The sequence below is a fragment of the Micromonospora sp. NPDC048842 genome (genome assembly GCF_040649935.1).
GTDB classification, from domain to species: domain Bacteria; phylum Actinomycetota; class Actinomycetes; order Mycobacteriales; family Micromonosporaceae; genus Micromonospora; species Micromonospora hortensis.
Genome location: NZ_JBEZGK010000003.1, coordinates 1 through 25,712 on the forward strand (window position 1 = coordinate 1; position 25,712 = coordinate 25,712).

19 protein-coding genes and 1 pseudogene are annotated in these 25,712 nt (G+C 70.6%); 10 read left to right on the top strand and 10 right to left on the bottom strand.

The window, feature by feature from the left end; translation table 11 throughout:
• Nucleotides 1-91 precede the first annotated feature (91 nt).
• On the bottom strand, nt 92-1,297 hold the full coding sequence (locus AB0C19_RS04990) for a chitosanase (protein ID WP_357179556.1): 1,206 nt from the start codon (nt 1,295-1,297) through the stop codon (nt 92-94).
• A 271-nt stretch (nt 1,298-1,568) separates the two neighbouring features.
• Between AB0C19_RS04990 and AB0C19_RS04995 the strand changes: the two genes are divergently transcribed.
• From AB0C19_RS04995 to AB0C19_RS05005, 3 genes are all read left to right on the top strand, one after another.
• Complete coding sequence (locus tag AB0C19_RS04995) at nt 1,569-2,168, top strand: sigma-70 family RNA polymerase sigma factor (protein WP_357179559.1); 600 nt, start codon at nt 1,569-1,571, stop codon at nt 2,166-2,168.
• The gene (locus AB0C19_RS05000) at nt 2,165-2,878 is read left to right on the top strand and encodes a hypothetical protein (RefSeq protein ID WP_357179562.1); all 714 of its coding nucleotides are present in this window, start codon (nt 2,165-2,167) and stop codon (nt 2,876-2,878) included. The genes AB0C19_RS04995 and AB0C19_RS05000 overlap by 4 nt, the downstream gene beginning before the upstream one ends.
• A gap of 140 nt (nt 2,879-3,018) precedes the next feature.
• Complete coding sequence (locus AB0C19_RS05005) at nt 3,019-3,702, top strand: hypothetical protein (protein ID WP_357179565.1); 684 nt, start codon at nt 3,019-3,021, stop codon at nt 3,700-3,702.
• A 46-nt stretch (nt 3,703-3,748) separates the two neighbouring features.
• On the opposite strand, the gene AB0C19_RS05010 is transcribed toward AB0C19_RS05005, so the two are convergent.
• Entirely contained in the window at nt 3,749-5,374 is a 1,626-nt protein-coding gene (locus AB0C19_RS05010) for a glycoside hydrolase family 43 protein (RefSeq protein ID WP_357179568.1), read from the bottom strand.
• A gap of 206 nt (nt 5,375-5,580) precedes the next feature.
• Here AB0C19_RS05010 and AB0C19_RS05015 point away from each other — a divergent pair, with 206 nt between their 5' ends.
• Nucleotides 5,581-6,600 (top strand): LacI family DNA-binding transcriptional regulator, encoded by a 1,020-nt coding sequence (locus AB0C19_RS05015; RefSeq protein WP_357179570.1) that lies wholly within the window; start codon nt 5,581-5,583, stop codon nt 6,598-6,600.
• A 6-nt stretch (nt 6,601-6,606) separates the two neighbouring features.
• Here AB0C19_RS05015 and AB0C19_RS05020 read toward each other — a convergent pair whose 3' ends face one another.
• Together AB0C19_RS05020 and AB0C19_RS05025 are read right to left on the bottom strand one after the other, a co-directional pair.
• On the bottom strand, nt 6,607-7,314 hold the full coding sequence (locus tag AB0C19_RS05020) for an ElyC/SanA/YdcF family protein (protein WP_357179572.1): 708 nt from the start codon (nt 7,312-7,314) through the stop codon (nt 6,607-6,609).
• A 528-nt stretch (nt 7,315-7,842) separates the two neighbouring features.
• The gene (locus tag AB0C19_RS05025) at nt 7,843-9,051 is read right to left on the bottom strand and encodes a PHB depolymerase family esterase (RefSeq protein ID WP_357179574.1); all 1,209 of its coding nucleotides are present in this window, start codon (nt 9,049-9,051) and stop codon (nt 7,843-7,845) included.
• Between the two features lie 446 nt (nt 9,052-9,497).
• Here AB0C19_RS05025 and AB0C19_RS05030 point away from each other — a divergent pair, with 446 nt between their 5' ends.
• Entirely contained in the window at nt 9,498-9,626 is a 129-nt protein-coding gene (locus tag AB0C19_RS05030; protein WP_357179577.1) for a hypothetical protein, read from the top strand.
• A 224-nt stretch (nt 9,627-9,850) separates the two neighbouring features.
• Nucleotides 9,851-11,910: pseudogene (locus AB0C19_RS05035) on the top strand (cellulose binding domain-containing protein).
• 81 nt (nt 11,911-11,991) lie between these two features.
• Here the strand turns inward: AB0C19_RS05035 and AB0C19_RS05040 are convergent.
• Nucleotides 11,992-14,751 carry a BTAD domain-containing putative transcriptional regulator gene (locus AB0C19_RS05040; RefSeq protein ID WP_357179581.1) on the bottom strand — a complete coding sequence of 920 codons (2,760 nt, stop codon included), beginning with the start codon at nt 14,749-14,751 and terminating at the stop codon, nt 11,992-11,994.
• A 147-nt stretch (nt 14,752-14,898) separates the two neighbouring features.
• Here AB0C19_RS05040 and AB0C19_RS05045 point away from each other — a divergent pair, with 147 nt between their 5' ends.
• Together AB0C19_RS05045 and AB0C19_RS05050 are read left to right on the top strand one after the other, a co-directional pair.
• Entirely contained in the window at nt 14,899-15,276 is a 378-nt protein-coding gene (locus tag AB0C19_RS05045; protein ID WP_146766342.1) for a hypothetical protein, read from the top strand.
• Nucleotides 15,273-15,650, top strand: a complete 378-nt coding sequence (locus AB0C19_RS05050; RefSeq protein WP_146766340.1) for a hypothetical protein — start codon at nt 15,273-15,275, stop codon at nt 15,648-15,650. The genes AB0C19_RS05045 and AB0C19_RS05050 overlap by 4 nt, the downstream gene beginning before the upstream one ends.
• Before the next feature lie 126 nt (nt 15,651-15,776).
• Here AB0C19_RS05050 and AB0C19_RS05055 read toward each other — a convergent pair whose 3' ends face one another.
• The 3 genes from AB0C19_RS05055 to AB0C19_RS05065 form a co-directional block, all read right to left on the bottom strand.
• Entirely contained in the window at nt 15,777-18,131 is a 2,355-nt protein-coding gene (locus AB0C19_RS05055) for a VWD domain-containing protein (RefSeq protein WP_357179585.1), read from the bottom strand.
• Nucleotides 18,128-18,730, bottom strand: coding sequence for a hypothetical protein (locus AB0C19_RS05060; protein ID WP_357179588.1), 603 nt, complete (start codon nt 18,728-18,730; stop codon nt 18,128-18,130). The genes AB0C19_RS05055 and AB0C19_RS05060 overlap by 4 nt, the downstream gene beginning before the upstream one ends.
• Nucleotides 18,731-18,877: 147 nt before the next feature.
• Nucleotides 18,878-19,621 (bottom strand): helix-turn-helix transcriptional regulator, encoded by a 744-nt coding sequence (locus AB0C19_RS05065; protein WP_357179591.1) that lies wholly within the window; start codon nt 19,619-19,621, stop codon nt 18,878-18,880.
• A gap of 54 nt (nt 19,622-19,675) precedes the next feature.
• Here AB0C19_RS05065 and AB0C19_RS05070 point away from each other — a divergent pair, with 54 nt between their 5' ends.
• The gene (locus tag AB0C19_RS05070; RefSeq protein ID WP_357179594.1) at nt 19,676-20,821 is read left to right on the top strand and encodes an MFS transporter; all 1,146 of its coding nucleotides are present in this window, start codon (nt 19,676-19,678) and stop codon (nt 20,819-20,821) included.
• A 49-nt stretch (nt 20,822-20,870) separates the two neighbouring features.
• On the opposite strand, the gene AB0C19_RS05075 is transcribed toward AB0C19_RS05070, so the two are convergent.
• On the bottom strand, nt 20,871-23,675 hold the full coding sequence (locus AB0C19_RS05075; RefSeq protein ID WP_357179597.1) for a M14 family zinc carboxypeptidase: 2,805 nt from the start codon (nt 23,673-23,675) through the stop codon (nt 20,871-20,873).
• 175 nt (nt 23,676-23,850) lie between these two features.
• Between AB0C19_RS05075 and AB0C19_RS05080 the strand changes: the two genes are divergently transcribed.
• Nucleotides 23,851-24,207 (top strand): hypothetical protein, encoded by a 357-nt coding sequence (locus AB0C19_RS05080; protein ID WP_357180711.1) that lies wholly within the window; start codon nt 23,851-23,853, stop codon nt 24,205-24,207.
• A gap of 57 nt (nt 24,208-24,264) precedes the next feature.
• On the opposite strand, the gene AB0C19_RS05085 is transcribed toward AB0C19_RS05080, so the two are convergent.
• Nucleotides 24,265-25,608: a glycoside hydrolase family 18 protein gene (locus AB0C19_RS05085; protein WP_357179600.1), complete on the bottom strand. Its 1,344-nt coding sequence runs from the start codon at nt 25,606-25,608 to the stop codon at nt 24,265-24,267.
• Nucleotides 25,609-25,712: the final 104 nt, after the last annotated feature.

Here is a 25,712-nt window from a genome sequence, read left to right on the forward strand (position 1 = left end):
CCGCTGACAGTCACGGCGACGAAGCAGCCCAGGGCGAGGCGGCTGTACCGGGCGGCGGCGTCGGCCAGCAGCCGACTGCGTCGCCAACCGCTCAGCCGATGCGGAACTGGTCGCCGTAGACGGCGAACACCAGCGGCGTGTTCAGGTTGAAGTTGCCGTTGTTGAGGAACACCCGCTGGGCGGTGTCGACGCGGGAGGTGTCCGAGTGGGCCACTTCCTTCTTCATCTCGACGACCCGCTCGTCGAGGAACGCGTTGAGCCAGGTCCGCTCGTCGCCGCCCTGGGCTGGCGGCTTGGCCCGGTTCAGGGCGCGGCTGCGGATCTGGCGCATGCCCTCGTACCCGTGCATGACCGCCGCGTCGTAGTAGGCGAACTGACCGAGCGCCCGGACCTGGTCGTTCTTGCCGTCGCGTACCGACGGGTTGAAGTAGACCCTGTCGCGTTCGGCCTCCTGGGCGGCCTGGAATACCGAGTCGGTGGCCGCGGTCCGCCAGTCGCGGGGGAAGTTGGGGTCGAGACCGGCGTGCGACGGGGTGCCGTTGACGTTGCGCAGCGCCGGCAGGTAGCCGGCGAGCACGTTGCCCGGCTTGGTGCGGGTGTACGCCTCGACCAGTTCGAGCATGTCTCCGGTGCCGGAGCAGAAGCCGATGATGCCGGCGGTGTAGCCGCGTCCGTCGCCGATGTCCTCGATGTAGGAGAACTGTGCGCGCCAGTCGAGCGAGGAGTTCTCCGCGGCCGAGACGAGCTGCATGGCAACGATCTTCTTCGCCGGGTCGTCGAGGTTGGTTCCGCTCGGGGTGGTGGGCGTGGGGGTGCTGCCGCCGCCCGGCAGGGTCCACCGCTGGTTCGTGGTGCCGCCGCAGGTCCAGATCTGCAACCGGGCACCGTTCGCGGTGCTCCGGTCGGTGACGTCGAGGCACTTGCCGGAGCCGGAGTTGACGAGCGCGCCGTTGCTGGCGGTCCACTTCTGTGCGGCGGTGTTGTTGCAGTCGTACAGCTGCACCTTGGCGCCGTTGGCGGTCGACGCGGCGGTCACGTCGAGGCACTTGCCGAGTGCCCGGATCGAGTTGTCGGTGTTGCCGACGGTCCACGTCTGGGCCGCGCTGCCGTTGCAGTCGTAGAGCTGGACGGGCGTGCCGTTTGCCGAGCTGGCGCCGGCCACGTCGATGCACTTGCCGCCGAGCCCGGTGATCGGGCCGGCGGTCGCGGCGCTCGCCGACGGCAGGCCGTAGCCGACGGCGGCGACGCCGATCAGCAGGGTGCCCACGACGTAGGCGGCTGTTCTCTTGTGAACCATTGGTGTTCCTCGGGGAAGGGGCGGCGTGCCGCCAGCCGGTCGGTTCGCGGTGCCCTACGGCGCCGAACCGCCGCGCCGGGCCAAGCATCAGGAAACTGTATTAACAGATACCAGTACGTCGATTCCTCGTCAATCGACGACCGCGAGGCGTGACGGCACCTGTTCATCCCGTCGTTGGCGGGACGTACCTGCCGGTGGCTATCGTCGGGCCCTAACTGATCTACGGGCCGGTCCATCGGAACCAGCACCGTCCGACGGACAGAAGATGGTCATGGAGTCGAGTCTGCGCGCTCGGGTGCGAGCCGGTGACCCCGGCGCGTTCGCCGAGCTGTTCGACGCGTACGCGCGTTCGGTGTACAACCACGCGTTCCGGCTGACCGCCGACTGGGCCACGGCGGAGGACGTCATGGCCGCCACGTATCTGCAAGCCTGGCGTTCCCGGGAGCGGGTCACCGAGGAGGGCGGGTCGCTGCGGCCCTGGCTGCTCGGCATCGCCACCAACGAGGCCCGTAACCAAGCCCGCGGCAACCGTCGCTACCGCAGGGCCGCCGCCGTGCTGCTCGCCTCCGACTTCACACTGCCCGACCACGCCGACGAGGTCGCCGGCCGACTCGACGACAGCCGACGCATCGCCGCCGCCATCGACGCGCTGGCCCGGCTGCGCCGACCCGAGCGCGAGGTGCTGACCCTGTGCCTGTGGGAGGGCCTCGACTACGAGTCCGCGGCGCAGGCGCTGGGCATTCCGGTCGGCACGGTGCGCTCCCGGCTGTCGCGGGCCCGCGCCCGACTCCGTACCCTCGTCGACGCCCCGCCGCGCGCCGCCCGGCCGCCGGTAGTGGACGCCTCGCTCGTACGGGAGGGCAGCAAGTGAGCGCGCCGGACCCGGCCGAGTGGGCGAAGATCGCCCCTCACCCCGGTGACCACGACCTGCCGGCGGGTCGGCACGAGCTGCACCGCGGCCGGCTGCTGGCGGCGATCACGCAGGAGCCGCGTACCCGAAGAAGGGCTTTCGTGCCGTTGCGGCCCGCGCTCGCGGCGGCCGCGCTGGTAGTGGTCGTGGCGGGGATCGGCGGAGGGCTCGCGACCCGGTCCGGCGACGCGCCCCCGGCCGCGCTCCCGTCACCCGAGGCGACAAGTCCGGCCGCTCGCCCGGCGCAGCCGGGCACGGCCGCCAAGAGCCGTGGGTACGGCACGGTGCGCCAACTCACCGACACGGCCGACCTGGTGGTCCGCGGCGAGGTGGCGTCGGTGACGGACGGGCGGGCGGTCTACCGGGTAGCGGAGGTGCTCTACCGCGCCCCGGGTGCTTCGGTGCCCACCGAGATCATGGTGGCCGCGGAGCCGGCCGGGGCGGCCGGCCGACCGACGGTCCTCTACCTGGGCCTCGCCGACCCGGGTGCGGGCGTCTACCACCCGCTCGGCGGCGAGTTCGGGATCTTCGACCTTGCCGGGGAGACGGCCACCAGCCGGTCAGCGGCGATGTCGGTGACCGGTCTGCGTACCGAGGACGCCACTGCGGCGGGTCGCGCGTTCGTCACCACGGTGGCCGAGCTTCGTCAGGTCGCGCGCGAGCGGCGCTGACCCCCGGAAAGCTCATCCCGAGAAAAGAAGCCCGGAAAAAAATGGAACTCGGTGCCCGGGACGCACAGATAGAAGGCGTAAGCAGTGCCGCGTTCCGGGCGAGACGGCCCGGGACGGCACCGAGACGCGAGGAGCGTTCCATGGCAGTCGACAGTCGCCGTACCCGGTCGCTGCGGGCCACGGCCGCCGCCGTGCTGTCTGCCGCGGCCTTGGCCGCCTGCGGCAGCGGCGGTGGCGCCGGCCCGGCCGCCGCGCCCGCCCCGAGCAGCGCCGCCCCGAGCAGCGCCGCCCCGAGCAGCGCCGCCCCGAGCAGCGCGGCCCCGAGCAGCGCCGCCCCGAGCAGCGCGGCCACGCCGACCGACGTCGCGCCCCCGCCGGTCAAGGGCAAGCTGCGCGGGTACGCCACGGTGCGGCAGCTCAGCGACACCGCGGACCTGGTGGTACGCGGTGAGGTCGAGGTGGCCGGATTCCGGGTCGACGAGGTGCTGCGCGCGACGACCGGATCGACGGTGCGGGCCGGGGCGCGCATCACGCTCGCCCCGCTGCCCGACGGCGTGCCGGACATGGCGCACATGTCGAAGCTCGAGGCCAGCCAGGTAGTGGTGCTCTACCTCGCCCAGGACCCGGCGGCCCCGACGTTCCGGACGCTCAGCGGCGACTTCGGCGTGTTCGACGTGACCGGGTCCGACGCGGAGGCCGTCGCCACGACCCGCTCGCAGACCATGGCCGTCAGCGGCCTGAACGCCGAGGACCCGGCCGCGTCCGGCCACGGTTTCCGCACCACCCTCGGCCAGCTCCGGACCGTCGCCGCCCAGGCCAAGTAGGACGAGTGGGCACGCGGACGGCACCCGCCGAGTGCCGTCCGCGTGGTCACTGTTCCCGGTAGGTGGCCAGGTCGAAGTCGGCGTGCACGCCGTCGCCGCCCAGGTCCTGCACCCACAGGCCGAGAAACGCACCGGTGAAGCCCCACGCCGCCGGCTCACCGTCGATGATCAGCGCGGCGTGCTCGTCGGACAGGATGGTCGCGTCCAGCTCGACCGGTAGCCGCTGCCAACCGGCGTCGAGGTCGTAGTCGAAGCGCACCGCCGGCCCGTCGAAGACGGCCCGCAGGCCGACCCGCGTGACGCCCTCGACATCGACTGTCAGCTCGGGGTACGCGGTGCGCCGCCCATTGTCGGAGCTGAGCAGTTCCAGCACCGTCCGGCCGTCGTCGGCCCGGGTCAGGTAGAGGTGGTGCCAGTTGAGCGTGTTGTAGTAGGCGGTGATCCCGGCGAGCTGACGGTGGTCGGCCGGCTCGAACTCCACAACGGTCTCCAGCGAGCACTCCCGTGCGCCGACGCGTCGCCCGACCAGGCTGGGTGCCTGTCGACCCACCGGCGACTGCCCGCCGTGGACCCGCAGGTACGACGGCCGGGTGTGCAGGTCGACCCAGTCCGGGGTGGCTGGTCGACGCAGCGTCGACCAGCACCGGCCCAACTCGGGGGCGTCGAAATGGTCCGTCTCGGGCTCCGCCGGCCAGGGGTGCGCGGGCAGGTCGGGTGCGATGACGTCGTCCGCGGGCACCCCTCCAGCGATTCGCGGCCAGCCGCCCGACGGCCACTCGACCCGCTGGATCGCTGTCTCCCGACCCAGCACGCAGTTGCCCAGCGGGGAGTACGGGCGGCCAACAAGGTGGGCCAGGTACCACTCGCCGTTCTGCGTGTGGACCAGGCTGCCGTGACCCGCCTTCTGCAACCGCAGGTCGGGCCGTCCGAAGGAGGTGAGCAGTGGCCCGTCCGGGTCCACCTCGTACGGTCCGAACAGCTCCCGGGACCGCGCCACTGTGACCTGGTGCTCCCAGCTGGTGCCACCCTCGGCGGTGATCAGCCAGTACCAGCCGTCGTGGCGGTACAGGTGCGGACCCTCGGTGACCCCGACCGGGGAGCCGGTGAACAGGATGCGGGGGCTGCCGACCAGACGGCGAGCGGCCCGGTCGTACTGCTGGATCTCGATGCCACCGAAGCGGTCGCGGCCGGGCCGCCAGTCCGCGCTCATGCCCAGCAGCCAGGTGGTGCCGTCGTCGTCGTGGAACAGCGCCGCGTCGAACCCGCGCCCGTGCAGTTTCACCGGATCGGACCAGGGGCCGGTGATGTCCTCGGCGGTGACCAGGAAGTTCTGCGGATCCCAGTAGCCGCTGGCGAAGCTGGCCACGTCGCTGTAGACGAGGTGGAACTGACCGTCGTGGTACGTCAGGTCGGGTGCCCACACCCCGTTGGAATCACCGCATCCACGCAGATCGAGCAGGCGCCGGTCGGTGATGATCCCACCCAGGCTGCGCCAGTTCACCAGATCACGCGAGTGGTGCACGAGCACGCCCGGATACCACTCGAAGGTCGAGGTGGCCAGGTAGTAGTCGTCGCCGACGCGCAGGATCGACGGGTCCGGGTGGAACCCGGCGAGGACGGGATTGCGGATCGACCGGGTAGCGGTCGCCACGTTAGCGATGTCGGTCGACACGATCACTCCTCTGGACGGGCTGTCTGAAACTTCCGGAAAATCATCGTCCCGGATCACTGGAAGCCCTGCTTACGCTAGCCGGTCTTTTCGCAATAGGACAGAGGTCTTGACCGCTGGGACAACAGCTCGTAGCGTGCCGGCCATCGATCAGCATTACCGGCGAAGCATTGAAAGTTTCGGAGATCCATAGCTCCGCAGGGGGGACCGTGGGCACGGAGAACGGCCGAAACGTCACCATCGCCATGATCGCGCGGTTGGCCGGAGTCTCCGTGCCCACCGTCTCCCGGGTCATCAACGGCCGCTCCGACGTCGCCCCCGACACCCGGGAGCGCGTCGAGGCGCTCCTCAACAGGCATGGCTACCGCCGCCGCTCACCGTCCCGGCGTACCGACGCCGCCCTCATCGACCTGGTCTTCAACGACCTGGACAGCCCGTGGGCCGTGGAGATCATCCGTGGGGTGGAGGACGTCGGCCAGACCAGTGGCGTCGGCACCGTCGTGTCGGCCATCCACTGGCGCATCTCCTCGGCCAAGCAGTGGCTCGACAACATGCGTACGCGCTCCACCGAGGGAATCATCTTCGTGACCTCGATGGTGAACCCACCGTTGCAGGCCGAGTTGCGCCGGCTCCACCTGCCTGTCGTCATCATCGACCCGGCCGGGGTCGACCCGCAGGAGTCACCCACCATCGGCGCCACCAACTGGGCGGGCAGCCTCAGCGCCAACCAGTACCTGATCAGCCTCGGCCACCGCCGCATCGGCTTCATCGCCGGCCCGCCGCACCTGATGTGCAGCAGGGCCCGGATGGACGGCTACCGGGCCGCCCTCGGCGCGGCCGGGATCCCCGTCGACGACGCACTGATCCGCCCCGGCAACTTCTACCACGAGGCCGGCTTCACCGCGGGTACGCAACTGCTGGCCCTGCCCGACCCGCCCACCGCCATCTGCGCCTCCAGCGATCAGATGGCGCTCGGCGTCTACGAGGCGGTGCGTAAACGGGGTCTGCGGGTGCCCGACGACGTCAGCGTGGTCGGCTTCGACGATCTGCCGGAGGTGCGCTGGTGCTCGCCACCGCTGACCACCGTCCGGCAACCCCTGGCCGAGATGGGCATGCTGGCCGCGCGGACCGTGCTGCGCCTCGCCAGCGGCGAGAGGACCGAGAGCCCCCGGGTCGAACTCGCCACCGAGCTCATCGTCCGCGACAGCGCCTCACGACCGCGGTCCTGACCTCCCTCAGCCGACGCGCAGAGCGTCGTCGACGCCCGTCTCCCGGCGGCCGAGATGCGCCGGGTCCCGGCCGGAGAGCAGTTCCAGCGCTGCCTTCACGCACGCGCCGTTCTCCCGGGACGAACTGAACCACCACGTCTGGGCGTACCGCTTCGCGCTGTCGTCGCCCACGCCGTTGGCGTCGATGCCGAGGCGCCGACACAGCGCCACGGCACGCGGAAGGTGGAAGGTCTGGGTCACCACAGTGGCTTGCCGCACCCCGAAGATCCGCTCAGCGCGCGCACACGAGTCGTACGTGTCGAAGCCCGCGTAGTCCGGCACCACCTTGTGCGCTGGCACACCCCGTTCCACCAGCCAGTTCCGCATCGCGGCGGGCTCGTTGTAGTCGGCGTTCATGTTGTCGCCCGACACGAGGATCGCCCGCACCTTGCCGGCGTCGAACAGCCGCCGCGCGATCTCCAACCGGGCGGTGAGGACGGGTGAGGGAGTGCCGTCGGCGTCCACCTTGGTGCCCAGGACCAGGGCGACCGGGGCGTCCGGCACTTCGGCCTCACCGTAGAGGTGGCCCTCCGCTGTGTCGCGGATCCACGTCACGCTGGCCACCGTGCCGCCGGTCAGGACCACGATCCCCACCGCGAGCGCGAGGACCGTACGGCGGACCAACCGCCGGTGCTCCCCGTACCACCGTCTGGCCGCGCCGAATCGTCCCCGCATGCCGCAAGGCTATTCCGCCCGCGCTCACGACTGTCGTCGGCGTACCCGCGAACCGCCCCGACCAGCAAACGAAGATCGTTGTCTATGGACAATCGCTCACTGTTAACGCTAACGTGACGGACAGTCGTCGATCCTCGACCGACTTCGGGTCGCTGTGACGGAGCTGTCGCCATTGGCCCGAGGGGTGCTGGACGACGATCGTGGCGTGGGGCGGGTGGCACGTGGCCGGCGCGAGACGGCCCGAGACCACCAACGGGCGACCCGCGCGCCACGCGGCCGAGGCATGAACGGCCACCGGGATTCCAGGGCACCGCAGCAGCCGGAAAGTCGTGCGCCGACAACCGGTTTCGCTCACCTGCCCAGCGGACGCCGATGGGCAGGAGTCCGCACCTGGGCCGCCCTGATGGCGACCGTCGGCCCCAACCCTGGCCGCCGGGTCGCGTCCCGCTGTTCGGAGTCCGGGCCCGAGCAGCGGGACGCCACCCGCACGAGCGACCGGCGGGGTACGCCGAGTCGTCGGTCAGCGCGTCAGTTTCGGGACCACCGCTGGCTGTTCGAGCCGTTGCAGCTCGACAGAACCGCGGGGGTGCCGTTGGCGGTTGCGGCGGCGTTGGGCGTCAGGCACAGGCCGGACTGCATGCCGGTCACAGTGCCATCGGTGTTGACGTTCCACTGCTGGTTGGTGCCGCCGTTGCAGTCCCACAACGTCAGCTGCGTGCCGTTGGTCTGCGACCGCGACGGAACGTCGAGGCAGCGGTTGGCGCCGGTGTTGCGCAGCGGCGCCGACGTGCCGCCGGGTGGTGGGGTGGTGGCGCTCGTGGCGTCGAAGCCGAGGAACCGGATGGCCTGCGCGGCGTCGAACGGGATGGAGTGGCCGTACCCCTGGAAGCTGATCGCTTCGACGGGCGCCGTGCCGCCGGTGCCCCCGTACCGGGTACGGGTGGCGCTGGTCTGCGGGGAGTCGGTGAAGCTGGGGGTCTGCGACACGCCCTGCACGTTGGTCCACTGCTTGATCTGCTCGCCGAAGTTGACGTAGCTCAGCGTGGTGTCGGTGGTGCCGTGCCAGATCTGGAAGCGGGGACGCTTGCCGGAGTAACCGGGGTAGGCGTTGCGGACCAGGTCACCCCACTGCTGCCCGGTCCTGACGATGCGTCCGCCGGAGCACTCGCTGTTCCACTCCGCGCCGTTGGTGGTGGCGAAGCACCCGAACGGGACCCCGGAGGAGCTGAACCCGGCGTGGAACAGGTCCGGGTAGAGGCCGACCATGACGTTCGTCATCATGGCTCCGGAGGAGAACCCGCCCACACCGATCCGGTTGGCGTCGACCGGGTAGCGGCTCCGGACGTGGTCGACCATGGACTTGAGGCCGACCGGATCGCTGCCGCCGTCGCGCCGCAGTGCCTGCGGCGACGAGACGTCCCAACACTTGCTGCTCCGGGTCACCGACGGGTAGATCACGATGAAGCCGTAGCGGTCGGCGAGGGTGCTCAGCCCGAAGCCGCTGTGCACCGCCGGACCACTGCCGGTGCAGTAGTGCAGGGCGAGGAGCAGGGCCGGCTGGGCCGCGACCCGGTCCGGCACGTACAGGTGCATCTGGAGGTTCGTCGGGTTGGCGCCGAAGTTGGTCACCTGGGTGAGCGACGCGGCCGACGCCGGGGTGGCGACAGTGACCACGGCCGTCATCGTGGCCAGGGCCGTCGCCAGCGCGGCGGCCAACAGTGCGATCCTTGATCTCATCGGCGGTTCCTCTTGTCGTGAGTCGGGGGACCCGGCGGCAGCCTGGCGCAGGCGGTCGACGACGGCACCCGGGCGGTCCCGAGGCGCACGGCGTCCGCCGCGCGTCACCGGCGGCTGCTGACAAATCCTGATGCGACGTCCACCTGCCCAGGGGCGTCCTGACCATCGAGGTCAGACCAGCGAGGGGGCCTCCCGGTGAGCCACTGACGCTGATCGCCTCGCATCGACTGTGAGCGATAACATCCTGTTCGTCAAGCTGTAACGTATGACGTCTGTCGATCTCATGTCGAGCGTTGACGCCTTCCGCTCGGTGGAGAGTGGGTGCCACAATGAGGGCGGCGCTCAAGCGGTCACCGCTGGGCCCGGGGGAGGGCCTTCCGCAGGAAGCGGACGGTGGGCACGAACCCGGAGGCCGTCTCATGACCCATCTGCCAGACGCTATCGCCATGTCCGGCGTAGTCGATCTGCTCGTCGGTGTGCTGCAACTGGTCGCCGCGGTCGTCACTCTGGTGGCTGCCGTGAGTGTCCGGGGGCGTCGTTCAGGGCGCGGCGAGCGCGGCGAAGACGACGCCTGACGCACCTTGAGATTGTCGAACCGACAGTGCCATTGTGGTATGTCGATGAAGAGCCGCGCGCGGGGCTGACGTCCGTCCACTGGGCAGCCGGGATCCAGATGTGATCTCCGGGGGACGGCGATACGAGCGATGGACCAACCAGAGTCTGCCGTCCACGAGATCGCCCGTCCCCGGGTCGCACCCTGACCGGTCGGGCGGCCCATCTGCGCTAAGGAACCCCGCCCATGCGTAAACCGAAGACCCGAGCAGCACTCCTGGCGGGCCTGCTGCTCGCCGCGAGTGCGCTCGCGGGCGTCAACCCACCGACCGCCAGCGCGGCGGCCGACCCGGTCACCGTGACCGTCAACACCCGCGCGGGACTGGCGACAGTGCCGGACACCGCTCTCGGCGTCAACCACGCCATCTGGGACTCGAACCTCGGCACCGCCGAGACGTCGGACCTGCTCAAAGATGCCGGCGTGCAGATGATGCGCTACCCCGGCGGCTCGTTCGCCGACATCTACCACTGGAAGGACCACACAGCGCCCGGCGGTTACGTAGCGCCGGGGACCGACTTCGACACCTTCATGGCGGCCGTCCGGCGCGTCGGCGCGCAGCCGATGATCATCGCGAACTACGGCACCGGTACGCCCGCCGAGGCCGCCGACTGGGTGCGGTACGCCAACGTGACGAAGGGCTACGACGCGCGTTACTGGACCGTCGGCAACGAGAACTACGGCAACGGCCACTACGGGTCCGCGTGGGAGGCCGACGACCACCCCGACAAGAGCGCGACACAGTACGCGAGGCTTGTCGTCGAGTACGCCGACGCGATGAAGGCGGTCGACCCCACCATCAAGGTCGGAGCGGTGCTGACAATGCCCGGCAACTGGCCGGACGGGATCACCGCCGGCAGCGACCCGGCCCCTGGAACCAGACAGTGCTCTCCATCGCCGGCCCGAAGATCGACTTCGTGGACGTGCACTGGTACCCGGGCGGCACCGCCGCCGAGTCGCTGGCCCGCGTCAACCACCTCCCCGACGCCAACTACCTGCTGCGGCAGCAGCTCTCCCGGTACACCGGCCCGAACGCCGACCGGATCGGCATCAGCTTCACGGAGCTGAACGTCGACGCCGGCCGGAACACCCAACCGGCAGCGCTGTTCCTTGCCGACGTCTACAGCGGTCTGCTGGAGAACGGCGTCTTCACCGCCCACTGGTGGAACGTGCACAACGGCATGGGCACCGTGACGCAGGTGGCCGGTCAGACCGACTACGGCGACTTCGGGATGCTCTCCAGTGGGGCCTGCACCGAGGACGGCTCGGTCTGCCAACCGTCGCTGAACACACCGTTCGCGCCGTACCACGGGCTGAGCATGATGAAGCTCTTCGCGAAGACCGGCGACCAGTTCGTTCGCGCCGGCACCGACGAGCCCCTGGTCACCGCCCACGCCGTCCGCCGGAGCAACGGGGAACTCGCCGTGCTGTTGCTGAACAAGGACCCGGACAACGACCACCCGGTCACCATCGACTACGCCGGGTTCACCCCGTCGGCCGTCGCGCCGACGGTGTCCACCCTCACCAACGGCGCCACCGGCATCGTCACCAGCCAGTCCGGCTCGGCGACCAGCCGGACCCTGCCGGCGTACTCGTTGACAACGCTGGTGCTGCGCCCGGCCGGCGCGGCAGCCGGCCGGCCGGCCGCACCCGGGCAGCCGACCGCGAGCGGTGTCACCGACCGCGCCGCGACGATCACCTGGCCGGGGTCCACCCCGGGCGCCGACCCGATCGCCAAGTACGAGGTGCACCGGCAGCACGGCGCCGTCAGCGAGCAGGTCGGCGAGACGACGACCACCTCGTTCACCGTCGACAACCTCGTGCCGGGCAGCAGGTACACAGTCAACGTGCTGGCCCGCGACACCGCCGGACGGGTCTCCTGGGCCTCACCGCCGCTCACCTTCGCCACCGGCAGCCCCGCCGCGAGTGCGTGCACCGTCCGCTTCAGCGCCAACAACGACTGGGGCAACGGCTACATCGGTGGCGTCGAGATCATCAACAACGGGTCCAGCCCGATCAACGGCTGGACGCTCACCTGGACCTGGCCCACCGGCTGGCAACAGGTGAGCAGTGGTTGGAGCGCCACCTGGGAGCAGGTCGGCACCGGGGTACGGGTCACGCCCACCACCGACAACCGGCAGATCGCCGCCGGCGGCACCGTGAGCGCCGGCTTCGTCGGCGCGTACGGCGGGCCGAACGTGCTGCCCACGGCGTTCACCCTCAACGGCACCATCTGTAGCACCGGCTGACACCACAGTGGTGGTCCGGCCGACCCGTTCGTCTGGTCGACCGGACCACCACGTGCCACCTCCCGATCCGCGGTCGGGGTGTCACGGCGGGCCGACGCCGTCGAGTCGACGGCGCAGCTCGGCGATCTCCACCGGATTGTCCTCGGTGAGCTGGCGCAATGCCCGCAGCCAGTTGCCCCGGGCCGCCTCGACGTCACCCGCGTCGTGCAGGACGTCGCCCAGCCGGGTCAACGTCTCGGCCACGCCCCACCGGTCATCCGACTGCTCGTAGAGCTCCAGCGCCCTCCGATAGCAGGCGCAGGCCTCAGCGGAGTCACCCCGCTGGTGGTGGACGTAGCCGAGGCTGTCCCAGGTCTTGGCCGCCCCGGTCCGGTTGCCTACCTCCTCGTGCAGAGCGAGGGCCCGCCGGCAGTGGTCGGCGGCCCGGTGATGGTCGCCAAGGCGGGCGTGATCCCAGCCGATGGCGTTGAGGGCCTTCGCCCGTCCGACCAGGTGGCCGACCTCGCCGAAGAGGACGAGGGCCCGCTCGTCGCACTCCAGCGCCTGCCGGTGCTGACCCTGCCCCTCGTGCACCCAGCCCAGGTAGAGCGCGACGTACGCCTCGCCGGCGCGGTCGCCAAGCCGCCCGAACAGCTCGCCGGCGCGCCGAAGGTGGTCCAGCCCGTTGGTCACCTCGCCGAGCTGGTGCAGCGCCAGGCCGAGATCGCGGTGGCCGTGTGCCTCCCCGACGAGGTCACCCGCCCGTCGCGCCGCGGTCACTGCGGTGCGCTGGGCCGAGGCCAGATCCGTCCACCGGGACAGCCTGCTGAGGTAGGTCGCGACGGCCCAGGCCAGCCGCCAGGCGTGACCGTCCAAGCCGGATTCGACTGCCTGGTCGATCGCGGCGAGGAGCACGAGCCGTTCCGCGTCGAGCCACAGCTGTGCCTGCTCGCTGTCGGTGAACGACGCGACGGCTGTCCCGGCGGCCGTCGGCGGCAGATCGATGCGGTCCCGATGCGGCTCGATCGTCAACGCGGCAGCGTGAGCCCCGTTCAGCCAGTGGTCGTACAGCCGGCGCATCGCGGATGCCCGTTCGCTGTCGTCCAGCAGCTCGCCGGCGTACGCCCGCAGCAGGTCGTGGCACGCGTAACGATCCGGACCGGTCAGGTCCACCAGGTGGGCCCCGAGCAGCTCGTCGAGCGGTTCACGTACCTGCTGGGCGGGAAGCCCGACAAGGCTGGCCACCGCCGGCAGGCTGACGTCCGGGCCGGCGTACAGAGCGAACAGGCGGAACAGCGCTGCCGCCGGCGCGCTGAGCGCCCGATAGGACGCGGCGATGACCGACCGCACGTCGGCAACGGCGTCGCGGTCGGCCAGGGCGTCCAACCCATGGTGTTGGTCGGCGAGTTCGTTGGCCAGGTCGCGAAGTGACAGGGCCGGATTCGTGGCGGCCCGGGCCGCCACGATCGACAGGGCGAGCGGCAGGCCGGCGCAAGCCCCGACGATGCTGCCCGCCGCGTCAGCCTCCGTCGAGAGCCGATCCCGGCCGAGCCGGCCGGCGAGGAGGTGAAGGGCCTCGTCCCGGCTCAGACAGCCGAGCGGCAGAGGACGGAGCCCTTCGGTCGCCACCAGGCCCGACATCTGATTCCGGCTGGTCACCACTACCGCGCAACTGGCCGAGCCGGGCAGCAGCGGGCGGACCTGATCGGGGTCCCGGGCGTCGTCCAGCACGATCAGCATCCGTCGGTCGGCCACCAGGCTCCGATACAAGCCGATCTGGGAGTCGAGATCGGCCGGCACAGCGTTCGGGGCGACGTCGAGCGCGTCCAGAATCGCGCGTACCGCGCCAGCCGGGGTCATCGGCGGTTCGGTGGGGTGAAAGCCGCTGAGGTTGACGAAGAGTTGACCGTCCGGGTACCGGTCGAGGTGGGTGGCCGCCCAGTGCAGCGCGAGCCAGGTCTTGCCGATTCCGCCGGTGCCGCTCACGGCCACCGCGGTACCGGTCGTTTCACCGCTCGTCAGCAGGGCCGCGTCGAGCTGCGCCAGATCGTCGGACCGGCCGGTGAACGACCCGGACGGCATGGGCAGCTGTCGGGGGACAGGTGACCCGGTCTGAGGCGTGTCCGCCGCGACATCCGGCGCCAGGATCGACAGGTGCAACTGCTGGAGATGCGGGCTCGGCTCCACGCCAAGTTCCTCGACCAACAGGTCCCGAAAACGCCGGTAGTGCTCCAGCGCCTCGGCCGAGCGGCCGGCGCCGGAGAGCGCGAGCAACATCTGGCCGGCCAGGCGCTCGTTCAACGGTTGCCCGGGCACGAGCCGCGACAGGTCCGCCAGAACCTCGTCGTGGTGGCCGACCCGCAGTGCAGCATCGATGCGTTCGAGTTCCGCTGTCAGCTTCTCCTGCTCCAGATCCGTCCGCACGGTGTCGAGCCAGAACGCGTCCAGCCCGGAGAACGGGTCACCGCGCCAGAGGCCGAGTGCCTTGTCGAACAGGGCGAGGCGGTCGTCCTCGGACCGCTCGGCGCGGGCCTCGTCACGCAGCTGGCGGAAGCGGTGCAGGTCCACCGCCATCTCGTCGGCAGCCAGCAGGTAGCCACCGGATCGGCGCGTGATCGTCGCGTCGGGAACGTCGGCCAGGTTGCGGCGCAAGCGGTACAGGTAGCCGTAGAGGGTGTCGCGGGCGCGTTGCGGTGGGCTCTCGCCCCAGACCCGGTCGATGAGCTGGTCGACGGAGACCGCCCGGTTGACGTCGACGAGCAGCGCGGCCAGGACGCATTGCTGTCGGGCATGCCCGAGGGCGACCGGGCGGTCGTCGACTGTCGCCACTACGTCACCGAGCAAACCGAATCGCACCGCCACCCGCATCTCCTCACCCAGGCGCCGTTTCTGTCTTACCCCGGTTCCACCAGCGGATACCAGGTCCGTCCCAGACCGTCCCCAGACCCGACGCCGATAGTCGATCGGGACAGCCCAGGACGGGCTGCCAACGAGATGGAGGAGAACGACATGGGATGGCTGAAACGACCACTCGTCGTCGTCGCCACGACCGCGGCGGTCCTGGTGGGCACGGGCGGCATCGCACAGGCCGGCACCGACCGGGTTGCCACGGTGTCCGGCGCGAAGGTGACGTTCACCAGTTACGGCGACTCATTCTCGGTCTGCGACACCGAGACCGACGGGTTGAACGTCTACAACGAGTACAAGTACATCCGCAAGGACGGCACTGTCCAGCGCGACCTCGAGTACAACGGCCTCGGAAGCGGGACCTGCGCCTCGTACGACCACAACTTCGGCGAGGGCCGCAGCGTCACCTTCCGTGCCTGCCTCGACATGCCGGGAATCATCCCGGATCCCTGCAGCAACTGGGCGGTGGGTGTCGCATGAGGACGCTTGGGAAGCTCAGTGTGGTAGCCGTCGCCGCGACGGCGACGATTCTCGCGACCGGGACCAGCGCATACGCCGGGACCGACGCGGTGTCCGAGGTCACGGGCTCGTCGTCGCGGTTCATCAGCTACGGAGACAAGTTCGAGAACTGCGACACGTCCTCGGACGGCCTCATCTCGTACGTCGCGTTCGAGTACGTCCGCATCGACGGATCCCTACAGACCGGCTCGCACTACAACCCGGGAAGCAGCGGTGACTGCTCCCAGTGGAACCACAATTTCGGTGAGGGGCGCACGGTCCGGTTCCGCTCCTGCGTCGACCAGCCGGCCTGGGCCACCGACACCTGTGACCGGTGGCGCAGCGGGGTCGCCTAGCGCCGGGTGACCTGGGCGTCGACCACAGCGACAGGTCACTGCCACGCGCGAAGGACGCTCAACGGCCCGTCCCCGACCGATGCCCGGTCGGGGACGGGCTGGCGGGGTGGCCGGCGGACGGCAGGTTCAACCGACCTGGCGGACGGTGATCGTCGCCGACCCGGTCTCGTCGGCCCACGGGTCCAGCACGAGCGTGTAGGTGCCACCGGTGGGCAGTGGTCCCACGTCGAACCGCCCGGCACCGCCAATGACACAGCCGCTGCCCAGCACCTCGCCCCCCGGGCCGGTGACGGTCAGAATCGCGCACCGGTCGGGAAGGCTGGCGCCGCTCACCTCGACGGTGAGGCGCTTGCCGCTGTCGGCGGGAAGCCGCAGACGGCTCACCGCACCGGGGCGGCTGACCGACAGGGTGTTGGCCCGTCCATCAGCGACGGTATCCCGCTGCTCGTCGGTGGCGTCGCGCAACCGCACGTCCGCCGAGCCGGTGTCGGTGGAGGTCCCGTCGACCTCCAGCACGTACCGGCCGGTGGCCGGCAGGACGAACCCGTCGACATGTCCCTGACCGCCGATCACGCAGCCGCTGGTCACCTGGTCACCGGCCGGGTCGCGCAGGCGCAGCAGGTTGCACCGATCCGGCACTGTCGCGTCGGTGACCTGGAGGAATACCTTCTGACCGGCGCGGCCGTCGAAGGACAGGCGGCTGACCGCGCCCGGTTGGGCGAGCGTCGCCCGGACCGCGGGCCCGTCCAGCGTGAGCGTCTTCGCCTCGTCGGTGACCGCAACGACCCGTACCGTCGCTCGACCGAGGTCGGCATCCCACGGGTCGAGTACCACCTGATGGTCGCCGGTGGTGGTCAACGTGGTCGTGTCGATGAAGCCGATGCCGGAGATGACGCAGCCGGTCGCCAGTTGACGGCCCTGCGGGTCGAGCAGCAGCAACACCCCGCAGCGATCCGGCACCGTGGCGGCGGGCACCTCCACGAAGATCTTCTGACCGGCCCGGCCCGGCACCTTCATCGCGGCCGTGGCGCCGGCCCGGGTCACTGCCAGGTCGACGTCACCGGCGGCGGGCGCGTCGCGCTGCGCGCGGGCGGCGTCCTCGGCGAACGCCACCTGCCCGGTGAGGCCGACGTCGAGCACACAGTCGGCGAAGATCTGCGGATCGGTGACACCGGCTCGCCGGCAGATGAGTTCGGCGGTGGCCCGGTTGGGTAGGTCATCGACGGTGGTCAGCCGGTCCGGGAACCGCCGGTCGGTGAACGTGCCGGTGTTCTGCCCCGGCTCGTAGTCGAACAGCGACCGTTGCGCCTCGGCACGCCAACTGTCGGCGAAGCCGGGGTACAGCGCCTCGAACGTGGGCGGCTGCGTTACCCGCTTCCCGCCACGGACGGTCAGGTCGTCGCCGGGGTCACCGTCATGGTCGCCGAGCAGACCCTCCAGCGTCCCGGCCCGGGCGGTGGGCGCGCTGACGCTCACGCTCAGCCCCCACACCCCGATCGGCTGTGCGGTCAGCCGAGCGCCCCCCGGCCACTCCACTGTCACAGTGCCGTCTCCCCAGGCGGTGACGGTGCCACCGCGCGGCAGCTTCACCCCGTCGGGCGCGGACACCGGCGCGGCACCGTTCACCCGGACCGCCGGGCCGTCGGGTGTGACGTACACGCCGACCCGGTCACCGGCCACCCGCGCCGCGACGGCCGAGTTGACGGCCACCACCGAACTGGCCGGGAACATCGTCTGTCGTACCTGGACCTCGAAGTCGTCTGTCGTCGAGCGGGTCAGCACGAACTCCCCGGCGGCCTGGAAGTCGTACCGCAGACCGTCGTAGGTGAGCAGGTGCGGGTCGCCGTTGCTGTTCGCGCACCGGTAACCCTTGCCGATCACCGAGATCGAACAACCACCACCGCCGGGTGGTCGGGGCCTGGGCTTGTCGCAGTCCTTGCCGTTCGACGGCAGCTTCATTCCGCTGTACGTCGTGCGCAGTGGCACACCGACCGCCTTGCGGTACGCGTTCTCCGCCAGCACCGCGTGCACCTCGGCGGGGTCCACGGTGCTGGCCTGTTGGCCGCCCTGCGTGCAGAACTGGCCCCGGTCGGTGTCGTTCACCTCATCGAGGGCGTGGTTCATCTCGTGGATGAGGGTGGCGCACTGGTCCTCGGTGAAGCCCGCGCCCTCCTCCGGCAGCGCCCGCCCGTCGTTCTCCGGCACCCAGTTGATCTGCACGTCACTACCCGGGACGTACGTCGTGGTGCTGCTCTCCGAGCCGAAGATGGGTCTGCGCACCTTGATCTGCTTGCCGGAGCGCTCCAACTCGTCGAGCACCGCACCGTTGCCGGAGCCGCGGATCTGTCCGACGCAGCCCGCGTACTCCGTTTGCAGGTCGGCGTTGACGCTGACCACCGCGGATGCCGCCTGTGGGGCGATCAGCACCAGGACGCCCGCCAGCACGACGCCCATTCGCACCGGGCTCCGCAACCCTGTCACCCGCCTCTCACCTCGAACGCGACGGTGCCCTGCTCGGCCGTCGCGGCGCAGGCATCCGCCGGCACACCGCGCAGCGGCGCTCGCAGGTAGCCCAGCACCAGCCGGTACGCCCCCGGTTGGTCGACCGGCCACCAGGTGATGGTGGCCCCACCCCGCCCGTCCGGCGCGCTGGTGGTCAGCGCCGCGCCGACCGGGCTCTGCGGGTCGCTGCCCAGCGTCAGCTCCACCGACCCGCGCGGCGGCACCTTCACCAGGTTCTCGACGAGGTACGCGGTGAAGTCCCGGTAGTAGGCGGCGCCACCGACCGCGGGTGCCACCGCCGTGCCGTCGCGGGTCAACGACATGACCGTCACCGCCCCGTCCGGCACCCGACTGAGTTGGCACTCGGCGTCGCGATTGTTGACCAGTTTGAGGCGCATACTGATCTGCTCACCCACCCGGTACGACGGTTGCCCGGCACTGACTGTCAGTCCGACCGTCGCCGTGCCGCTGGTCGGCTTCGGTGACGGACGTGACCGTCTGCATCCAACCGTGGTGACCATCAGCAGTATCGCGAGACCACCGGCGAGCACCGCCGTCCCCGCGCGGGGTACGCCCATGGGCCGCGAGCCTCCTCCGGGTGCCGACGGTCGGCACAGATCCCGGCCAGCCTGCGCCGACGGGTGCCGGGGCGCTGTCGTGATCCGGCCCGGTGGATGTCCGCTAGCCGACCCGCCGGGTCCTGGAGAGGGCGGTGGCCGTCAGTGCTACCGGCGTTCGTGTCTGCCCGGGGTGTGCCCGAAGGCGCGCCGGAAGACGTCGATGAACGCGCTGGCCGAGGACCATCCACACTGGTGCGCCACGGCGGTGACCGGAACATCCTCGGCCAGCATCACCAGAGCGCGGTGCAGCCGCAGCTGGGTACGCCACTGCGGGAAGGTCATGCCGAGGTCGGAGCGGAACAGGCGGGACAGCGTACGGTCACTCCCGCCGACCTGCCTGCCGAGCGCGGCCAGGGTGCGGTTGTCGGCCGGGTCGGCGTGCAGGATCGCGCAAAGTGCCCTCAATCGGGGCTCGGTGGGCGTGGGCAGGCGCACGGGCTGCGTGGCCGAGGACCGCAACTGGTCGAGCAGAACGGCGCGCAGCCGCGCACGCGCGGGGCTGTCATCCCGGGGAGCGCGGGTGTAGGCGAGGATCAGCTCACGCAGCAGCGGCCCGACGGCCAGCACTGTCGGCTCCGTCAGATTCAGCGGGTCCTCGCTAGCGGGCAGGCCGATCAGGTGCAGTTCAAGTGCACCGTGGGCCTCGTGGGCGTGCGCGGTGCCGGCGGGCACCCAGATGGCGCGGCTGGCGGGGACGACCCAGGCACCCGCGTCGGTGGTGATGGCCAGCACGCCACGGGCGGCGTAGACGATCTGATGGTCGTCGTGGCGGTGCACGTCGATCACGGACCCGGACGCCAGCCGCTGGGCGCGAGTCGGTGCCACCGGCCGGTGGCGGATTCTCGTCATTGGTTGGCAGGTTATCGGAAGCCCGACAGGTCCGGAAGCGGCGAGCATGGCGGCGTGCGGAGAAACAGAACGATCATCCTGCTGTCCGTCGGGCATGGTTGCGTGGACGTCTACCAGGGTGCCGTGGCCGCGCTCGTACCGTTCTTCGTCGCCGAGCGTGCCTACACCTACGCGGCGGCCTCCGGCGTGGTGCTCGCCGCGTCGCTGCTCTCCTCGGTGGCGCAACCGCTGTTCGGTGCGCTGACGGACCGGTGGGCAATGCCCTGGCTGTTGCCACTGAGCACGATCCTGGGCGGACTGGGAATCGCGTGCAGCGGGATCACCGGTTCGTACCCGTTGACGCTGGCGTTCGTGGCCGTCTCGGGGATCGGAGTCGCGGCGTACCATCCCGAGTCCGCCCGGGTCGCGCGGATCGCCAGCGGCGGAAGCCACACCGGGATGGGTTGGTTCTCCCTCGGCGGCAACCTCGGCTTCGCCGTCGCGCCCATTCTGGTCGCCGCCGTCGTCGCCAGCGGCGGTCTGCGACTCACCCCGCTGCTCGTGGTGCCGGCCCTTGCGGGCAGCGTGCTGTGCCTGCCCGTCCTTCGCGCGCTGCGCCCGACGACGGGGGCCGGTCCCGATACCCCGCGGTGGATCGGGACCGACGACAGGGCCTCGTTCGGCCGGCTGTCGCTGGCCGTGGTCTGCCGCTCCATCGCCTTCACCGGTCTGAGTACATTCCTGGCGCTCTACGCGCCGCAGCGCACCGGCGGGGGGACCTCGGCGGGAACGGCGGCGCTGGTGGTGCTCTACCTCGGTGGAGCGGTGGGTACGGTGCTCGGGGGCAACCTGGCCGGCCGCTGGGACCGAGTCACCGTCGTGCGCTGGTCGTACCTGGTGAGCGTCGCCGCCGTCGCGGGGGTGGTGCTTGTCCCCGGGCCGGCGTTCTATCTCTTCGTGGCGCTCACCTCGGCCGGGCTCTACATCCCGTTCTCGCTGCAGATCACCCTTGGCCAGGACTACCTCCCGACCCGCGTCGGTACCGCGAGTGGCATCACACTGGGCCTGACCGTCAGCGTCGGCGGCCTGGTCAGCCCACTGATCGGTGGTGTCGCCGACGCGGTCTCCCTCCAGGTTGCCCTCGCTCCGCTGATCCTGATGCCCGCGCTGAGTTGGCTGCTGTTCCGCACCCTCCCCGAACCGGCCGTGCCGAGGCGCTGAAGCGCCCGCCCCCAGTCGAGGGGACGGGCGCTTCGCTGTGCGGGGTTGGTCAGCCCACCACCGACCGCAGCGGCACCTTGGCGGCGTTCAGCGCGCGTACCAGATCCCTCGCGAACGGGTGTTCGTCCATCTGGAGCCCCTGCGGGTTCGGGATCACGACGTACGCCGAACCGTTCTTCTCGGACGTCTGCGCGTCGGTGGTGAAGCGTTCGACGATCGCTCGGGTGCGCGGCAGGTCGCCGGCCGCCACCTGGATGGTGATCGGCCTCCAGCCACCGCCCAGGTCCGGCGGCACCGGCGCGGCGGCGGCGCTGGCGCGCGCCGCGTCGACGCCGGTCGGGCGCCGCGCGTCCGGCGCGGCGGTCGCCGGGTAGAGCAGCGCGTTGGCGACCAGGTGCAGGCCATTTTCGTTGTACGCGCGGAAGAGCGGATTGAACGCGAACAGCACCGCCCGACCGGCGCCGGTCGGCTCGTCGACGACGGCCGCCGTGCCCTTCAGCGTGTCCGCCCCGACGGTGTAGCCGTTGGCCCAGAACGTGTCACCCGTCGGGTAGGTGAGCACGTTCGTCCCGGTGGTGCTCGGGGTGAGGATCGGGTCGCTGTTGTTGAACTCGAAGTCCTCCGCCGGGCGGCCCAGCGCCACCGGGCTGTCCTGGTCGACGTCGACGCGCAGGTGCGAGCCGATCACCAGGTAGTCCGCCGGTTTGGTCTTCTCCGTGGTGGAGGTGAGCCCGGCTGCGCGGGCGACCCGGGTGCCCCCGTTGCGCAGCCCGAGGTAGGTGTGGCCCTGGCCGATCCAGTCGCGCAGGTTGGCCTGCCCGGTGGCGGTCAGGCCGCCGGTGGCGCTGCTGCCGTCCGGCACCAGCAGCACGGTGCGCCCGGTGAACGCCTCGGTGTTGTCGTTGATGTCGGCAGTGGTGACCGGTTTCAGGTCGAGCCCCCACCGCTTGCCGAGCACGTAGCGGGCCTCGCCGTGTGAGCCGGAGGTGGTGGAGATGCCGGTGCCCTGGAACAACCCCACGTCGGGCAGGTCGAGGCGGGTGCCGGCGGGCCGACCGCCCGGGGTGAGGGTGACGCCGAGGGATTCGGCCAGCCCGTCCACCGTCCGGTTCACACTGGCGGCCGGGATGGCGACCCGGCTGGTCGTGAGGTCACGGACCAGGGGTACGCCACGGCCGAGCAGGCTGAAGGTGAGCTCCGCGGCGGCGGCCGAGTCGAGCGGGTACGTGTACGAGCCCCAGGGCCAGGCCACACCGGTGCGACCGCCGGAGACCTTGCGGACCAGAGCGGCCCTCGGCCGGACGGTGTCTCCGGTGTAGATGGCGTTGATGCCCATCAGCAGCGGGTTGCTCCAGGACGACACGTCGTAGAAGTACGGGAACGGCACGTACGGGTCCTCGCCCATGATGGCCTGGATCCAGTGCTTCTGCGGCTGGTCCATCGGGATCCAGTACGCGCCCCTGGGCACCGTCACGTTGGTGGCGCTGCGCCCGCCGAAGACCTGCGCGGTGGGCACCCGGGTGGCCTGCTGTACCTCGTACACCTCGACGTCCATCCGGCGCAGCCGCTCGACGAGTTGGCGGACGTCGGCGAGCTGCCGGTCGGGCAGCAGGAAGTACGAGCGGATGCTGACGTCCGGAACCGGGAACTGCACGTCGTTTGTGGGTTGCACCACCTCGTTCGGTTCGAGGGTGCCCGCCCTGCCCTGGGCGAGCGCGTCGGTCCAGATGTCGAAGTAGCCGTCGAGCACCTCGCGCTTGTTCGCGGCGGCCCAGCCGAGCGTCGACCACTGGGTGTGGAACTGCTGCTGGACCCGGTCGGCCACCGCCGACGCGCTGCCCTTCTCGTACGTCATGCCGGCCGCGCCGAAGCCGGTGGTGGGCACCGTGTCGCCGTAGCCCATGAAGAACATGTCGTACGTGTCGTAGTTGAAGTAGCACTCGGTGAAGGCGGTGTCGTCGCAGGCCCCGTTGAAGCCGAAGCCGGCCTTGTTGGCCTCGCCGATGCGGTTGATCCAGTCCACGGCCTCACCGGCGATCTCGTGGTGGATCGGGTCGGCGTTGGGCGGGAAGAAGTACTGCTTGCCGCCCATCTCGTGTGCGTCGACGAAGACCTGCGGCGGGTAGCGGCGCAGCAGTTCGAGCTTGCCGTCGGTCTCCTGCTGGGTGCGGGCGAACCAGTCCCGGTTCAGGTCGAAGCCGAACTCGTTCTGCCGGCGGGTCGCGTCGCGGCCGTCCGGGTTCTGGGTGGGGACGATGATGGTGACCAGGTTGTCGTTGCGCTGGGCGACAGCGCAGGACAGGCCCGCCGCCAACTCGTACAGCGTCTTCAGCGCCGCGTCGGCGCCGCTCTTCTCTCCGCCGTGCACGTTAGCGGTGACCCAGACGATGGCCGGGCTGTCCTTCGCCGTCCGGGCGGCCGCTCGCGCGCTGGTCCGGCGCGGGTCGCGCAGGTCCCGGATGTCGTCGGCGATCTCGCGTAGCGCGGCGGGCCGCACGTGGCGCTCGTTGGACACCACCGCGTACGGCAACGGCTGGCCGAGCACACTGGTGGTCATCACGCCGGTGACGACCCGGTTGGAGGCGCGATCGACGGCCCCGAGGTAGGTCCGGACCTCGTCGTTGGTGACGACCCGCTCCTGCCCCGCGCCGAGCGGGAAGCCGAGCACGGCGTCCGGGCTCGGCACTGTGGTCAACCGGGCGGTCGGGTCGTCGCTGCACCGGGAGGGCTGGGCGGCGCTCGCGGCCGGTGTGCCGCCGAGCAGGGCAGTCATGCCGAGCAGGAGCGTGATCGTGGCGGCACTCGCCAGCCGCCTGGCGGGGGCCATCCGGAACGGACGCATCGATGGGGCCATGAGTCGTGTTTCCCCTCTCGGGAACAACCTCGCAGTGGCCGGAGCCTATGAATCGTCGATACGGCGGTCAAGGGTCGATAGATATTGCTGACTACTCGGCGTGCCGGTTCCGACGCGGAGTGGCAGGATGGTGGCGTGGGCTTGTCGTCGTCTGGGAGGAGGAGACGTGCCGGAGATGATCACGCTCTCGGTCCATCCGGATCTTTCGTCCGCCGATGCTCGGCGTTCGCTGGCGTCCTGGCTGCGCGCCGAGGATCGGCTTCGGGAGGGGGTGACCATGACGTCCCCCGACGGGATGTCGGCGGACACCACTGACGAACTGCGGGTGGCGGCCAGCGACGCGGGCACTGTCATGGTGCTGGTGCAGGCGATCGCCGGCTGGCTGACCCACCGCCGCGATGATGTGACGGTGAGGCTCACCCGGCCCGACGGATGGTCGGCCGAGGTGGACGTGCACCGGGCTCGGGACATGGGCCAGGTGACCGCGCTCATCGAGGCCGCGGTGCGCGCGGTGACACCCGCGCAGCGGTAAACGGCCCGCCGCCGGCCGAGAGGTCGGCCGGCGACGGGCCGGGTGGATCGGGTACGGCTACCAGGTCGTCAGGCCGAGGCCGATCGTCTTGGTCAGCGTGGCGTTGTCGTCGTCGCCGTCGAGCGACCAGATCATGGCGCCGGCCAGGCCGGCCCGTCGGATGTAGAGCGTCTTCTGCAACACGACCGCCGGGTCGTCGTACGTCCACAACGTCGTACCGTCGAACAACCAGGCGTGTCCGGCACGCAGGTCGCGGTGCACCGTGTAGCCGTTACCGGCAAGGGTCTTCAACTTCTTGTAGTCCTCGTACCCGGCCTCGAAGGTGGCCGGCGCGGGCCCGGTGGCCGGCTGGAACAGGCCGTTGCCGCCGCCGGTGATGCCGGTCCAGCCGCGACCGTAGTAGGGGATGCCGAGCACGAGCTTGTCCCGTGGGGCACCACGGGAGATCCACCCGTCGATGGCCACCTCCACGGAGAAGTCCGGGTTGTCCGGGGCGCCCGCCGGGACGCGAAGCGCCGACTGCTGGTTGGCCCGCGCGTCCCAGCCGCCGTGGAAGTCGTACCCCTGCACCGTGGCGAAGTCCAGGTACTTGAAGATCTTGCGGCCCTCGTAGCCGGCGTCCATGGTGGCCGGGCTGGCCGGCAGGAACGCGGTCAGCGGGTGGTGCGCGCGGGTCGTGCGCCCGTACGCGTCGAGCTGCCGGCGGAACTCGGCGAGCAGTTTGGTGAAGTTCTCCCGGTCCTCCGGGCGGATGACGTTGCCGGGCTCACCCTCCCAGTTGGGCCACTCCCAGTCGAGATCGATGCCGTCGAAGACGCCGGCCCCGGCGCCCGGGCCGCCGGCGGCGCCGTCACCGCCGGGCAGGTTTCCCTTGAGGTAGAGGTCGATGCAGGACGTGACGAACGCCTTGCGGGAGGCGTCGGTGCGGGCGGCGTTCGAGAAGTACGTCGACCAGCTCCAGCCGCCCAGCGAGATCAGCACCTTCAGTTTGGGGTGCTTGGCCTTGAGCTTGGCGAGCTGGCCGAAGTTGCCGTTGAGCGCCTGGCCCGGCGCGTCCGCGACGCCGTCGACGCTCTCCTCGGCCGGGACGGGACGTTGGTAGTCCGCCCAGGCGTCGCCCTCGCCCGGCCCACCGTCCACATAGCAGCGGCCGTCTTCGCTGACGTTGCCGAAGGCGTAGTTGAGGTGGGTGAGACGGCTCGCCGCCCCGGAGGTTTCGAGCTTCTTGACCGGGAAGGCCCGGCCGTAGATGCCCCACTGGGTGAAGTAGCCGACCCGGTGGTAGCCGGTGCGGCGCTGGTGGTTGTCACCGGCGCTGGCGGCGGTGGGCGGAGCGGCGGTGACCAGCAGTGTCGCCAGGGCGACGACGGCGGTGAGACGGCGGTGGCGGAATGGTCGCATCGGCACACTCCCACGAGACATCAAGCAAAATTAGTAAAGACACTTATCTGATTGATGAAGTTAAGCCGATCACCCTCCGGGGTCAAGAGCCGTCCAGCCACATG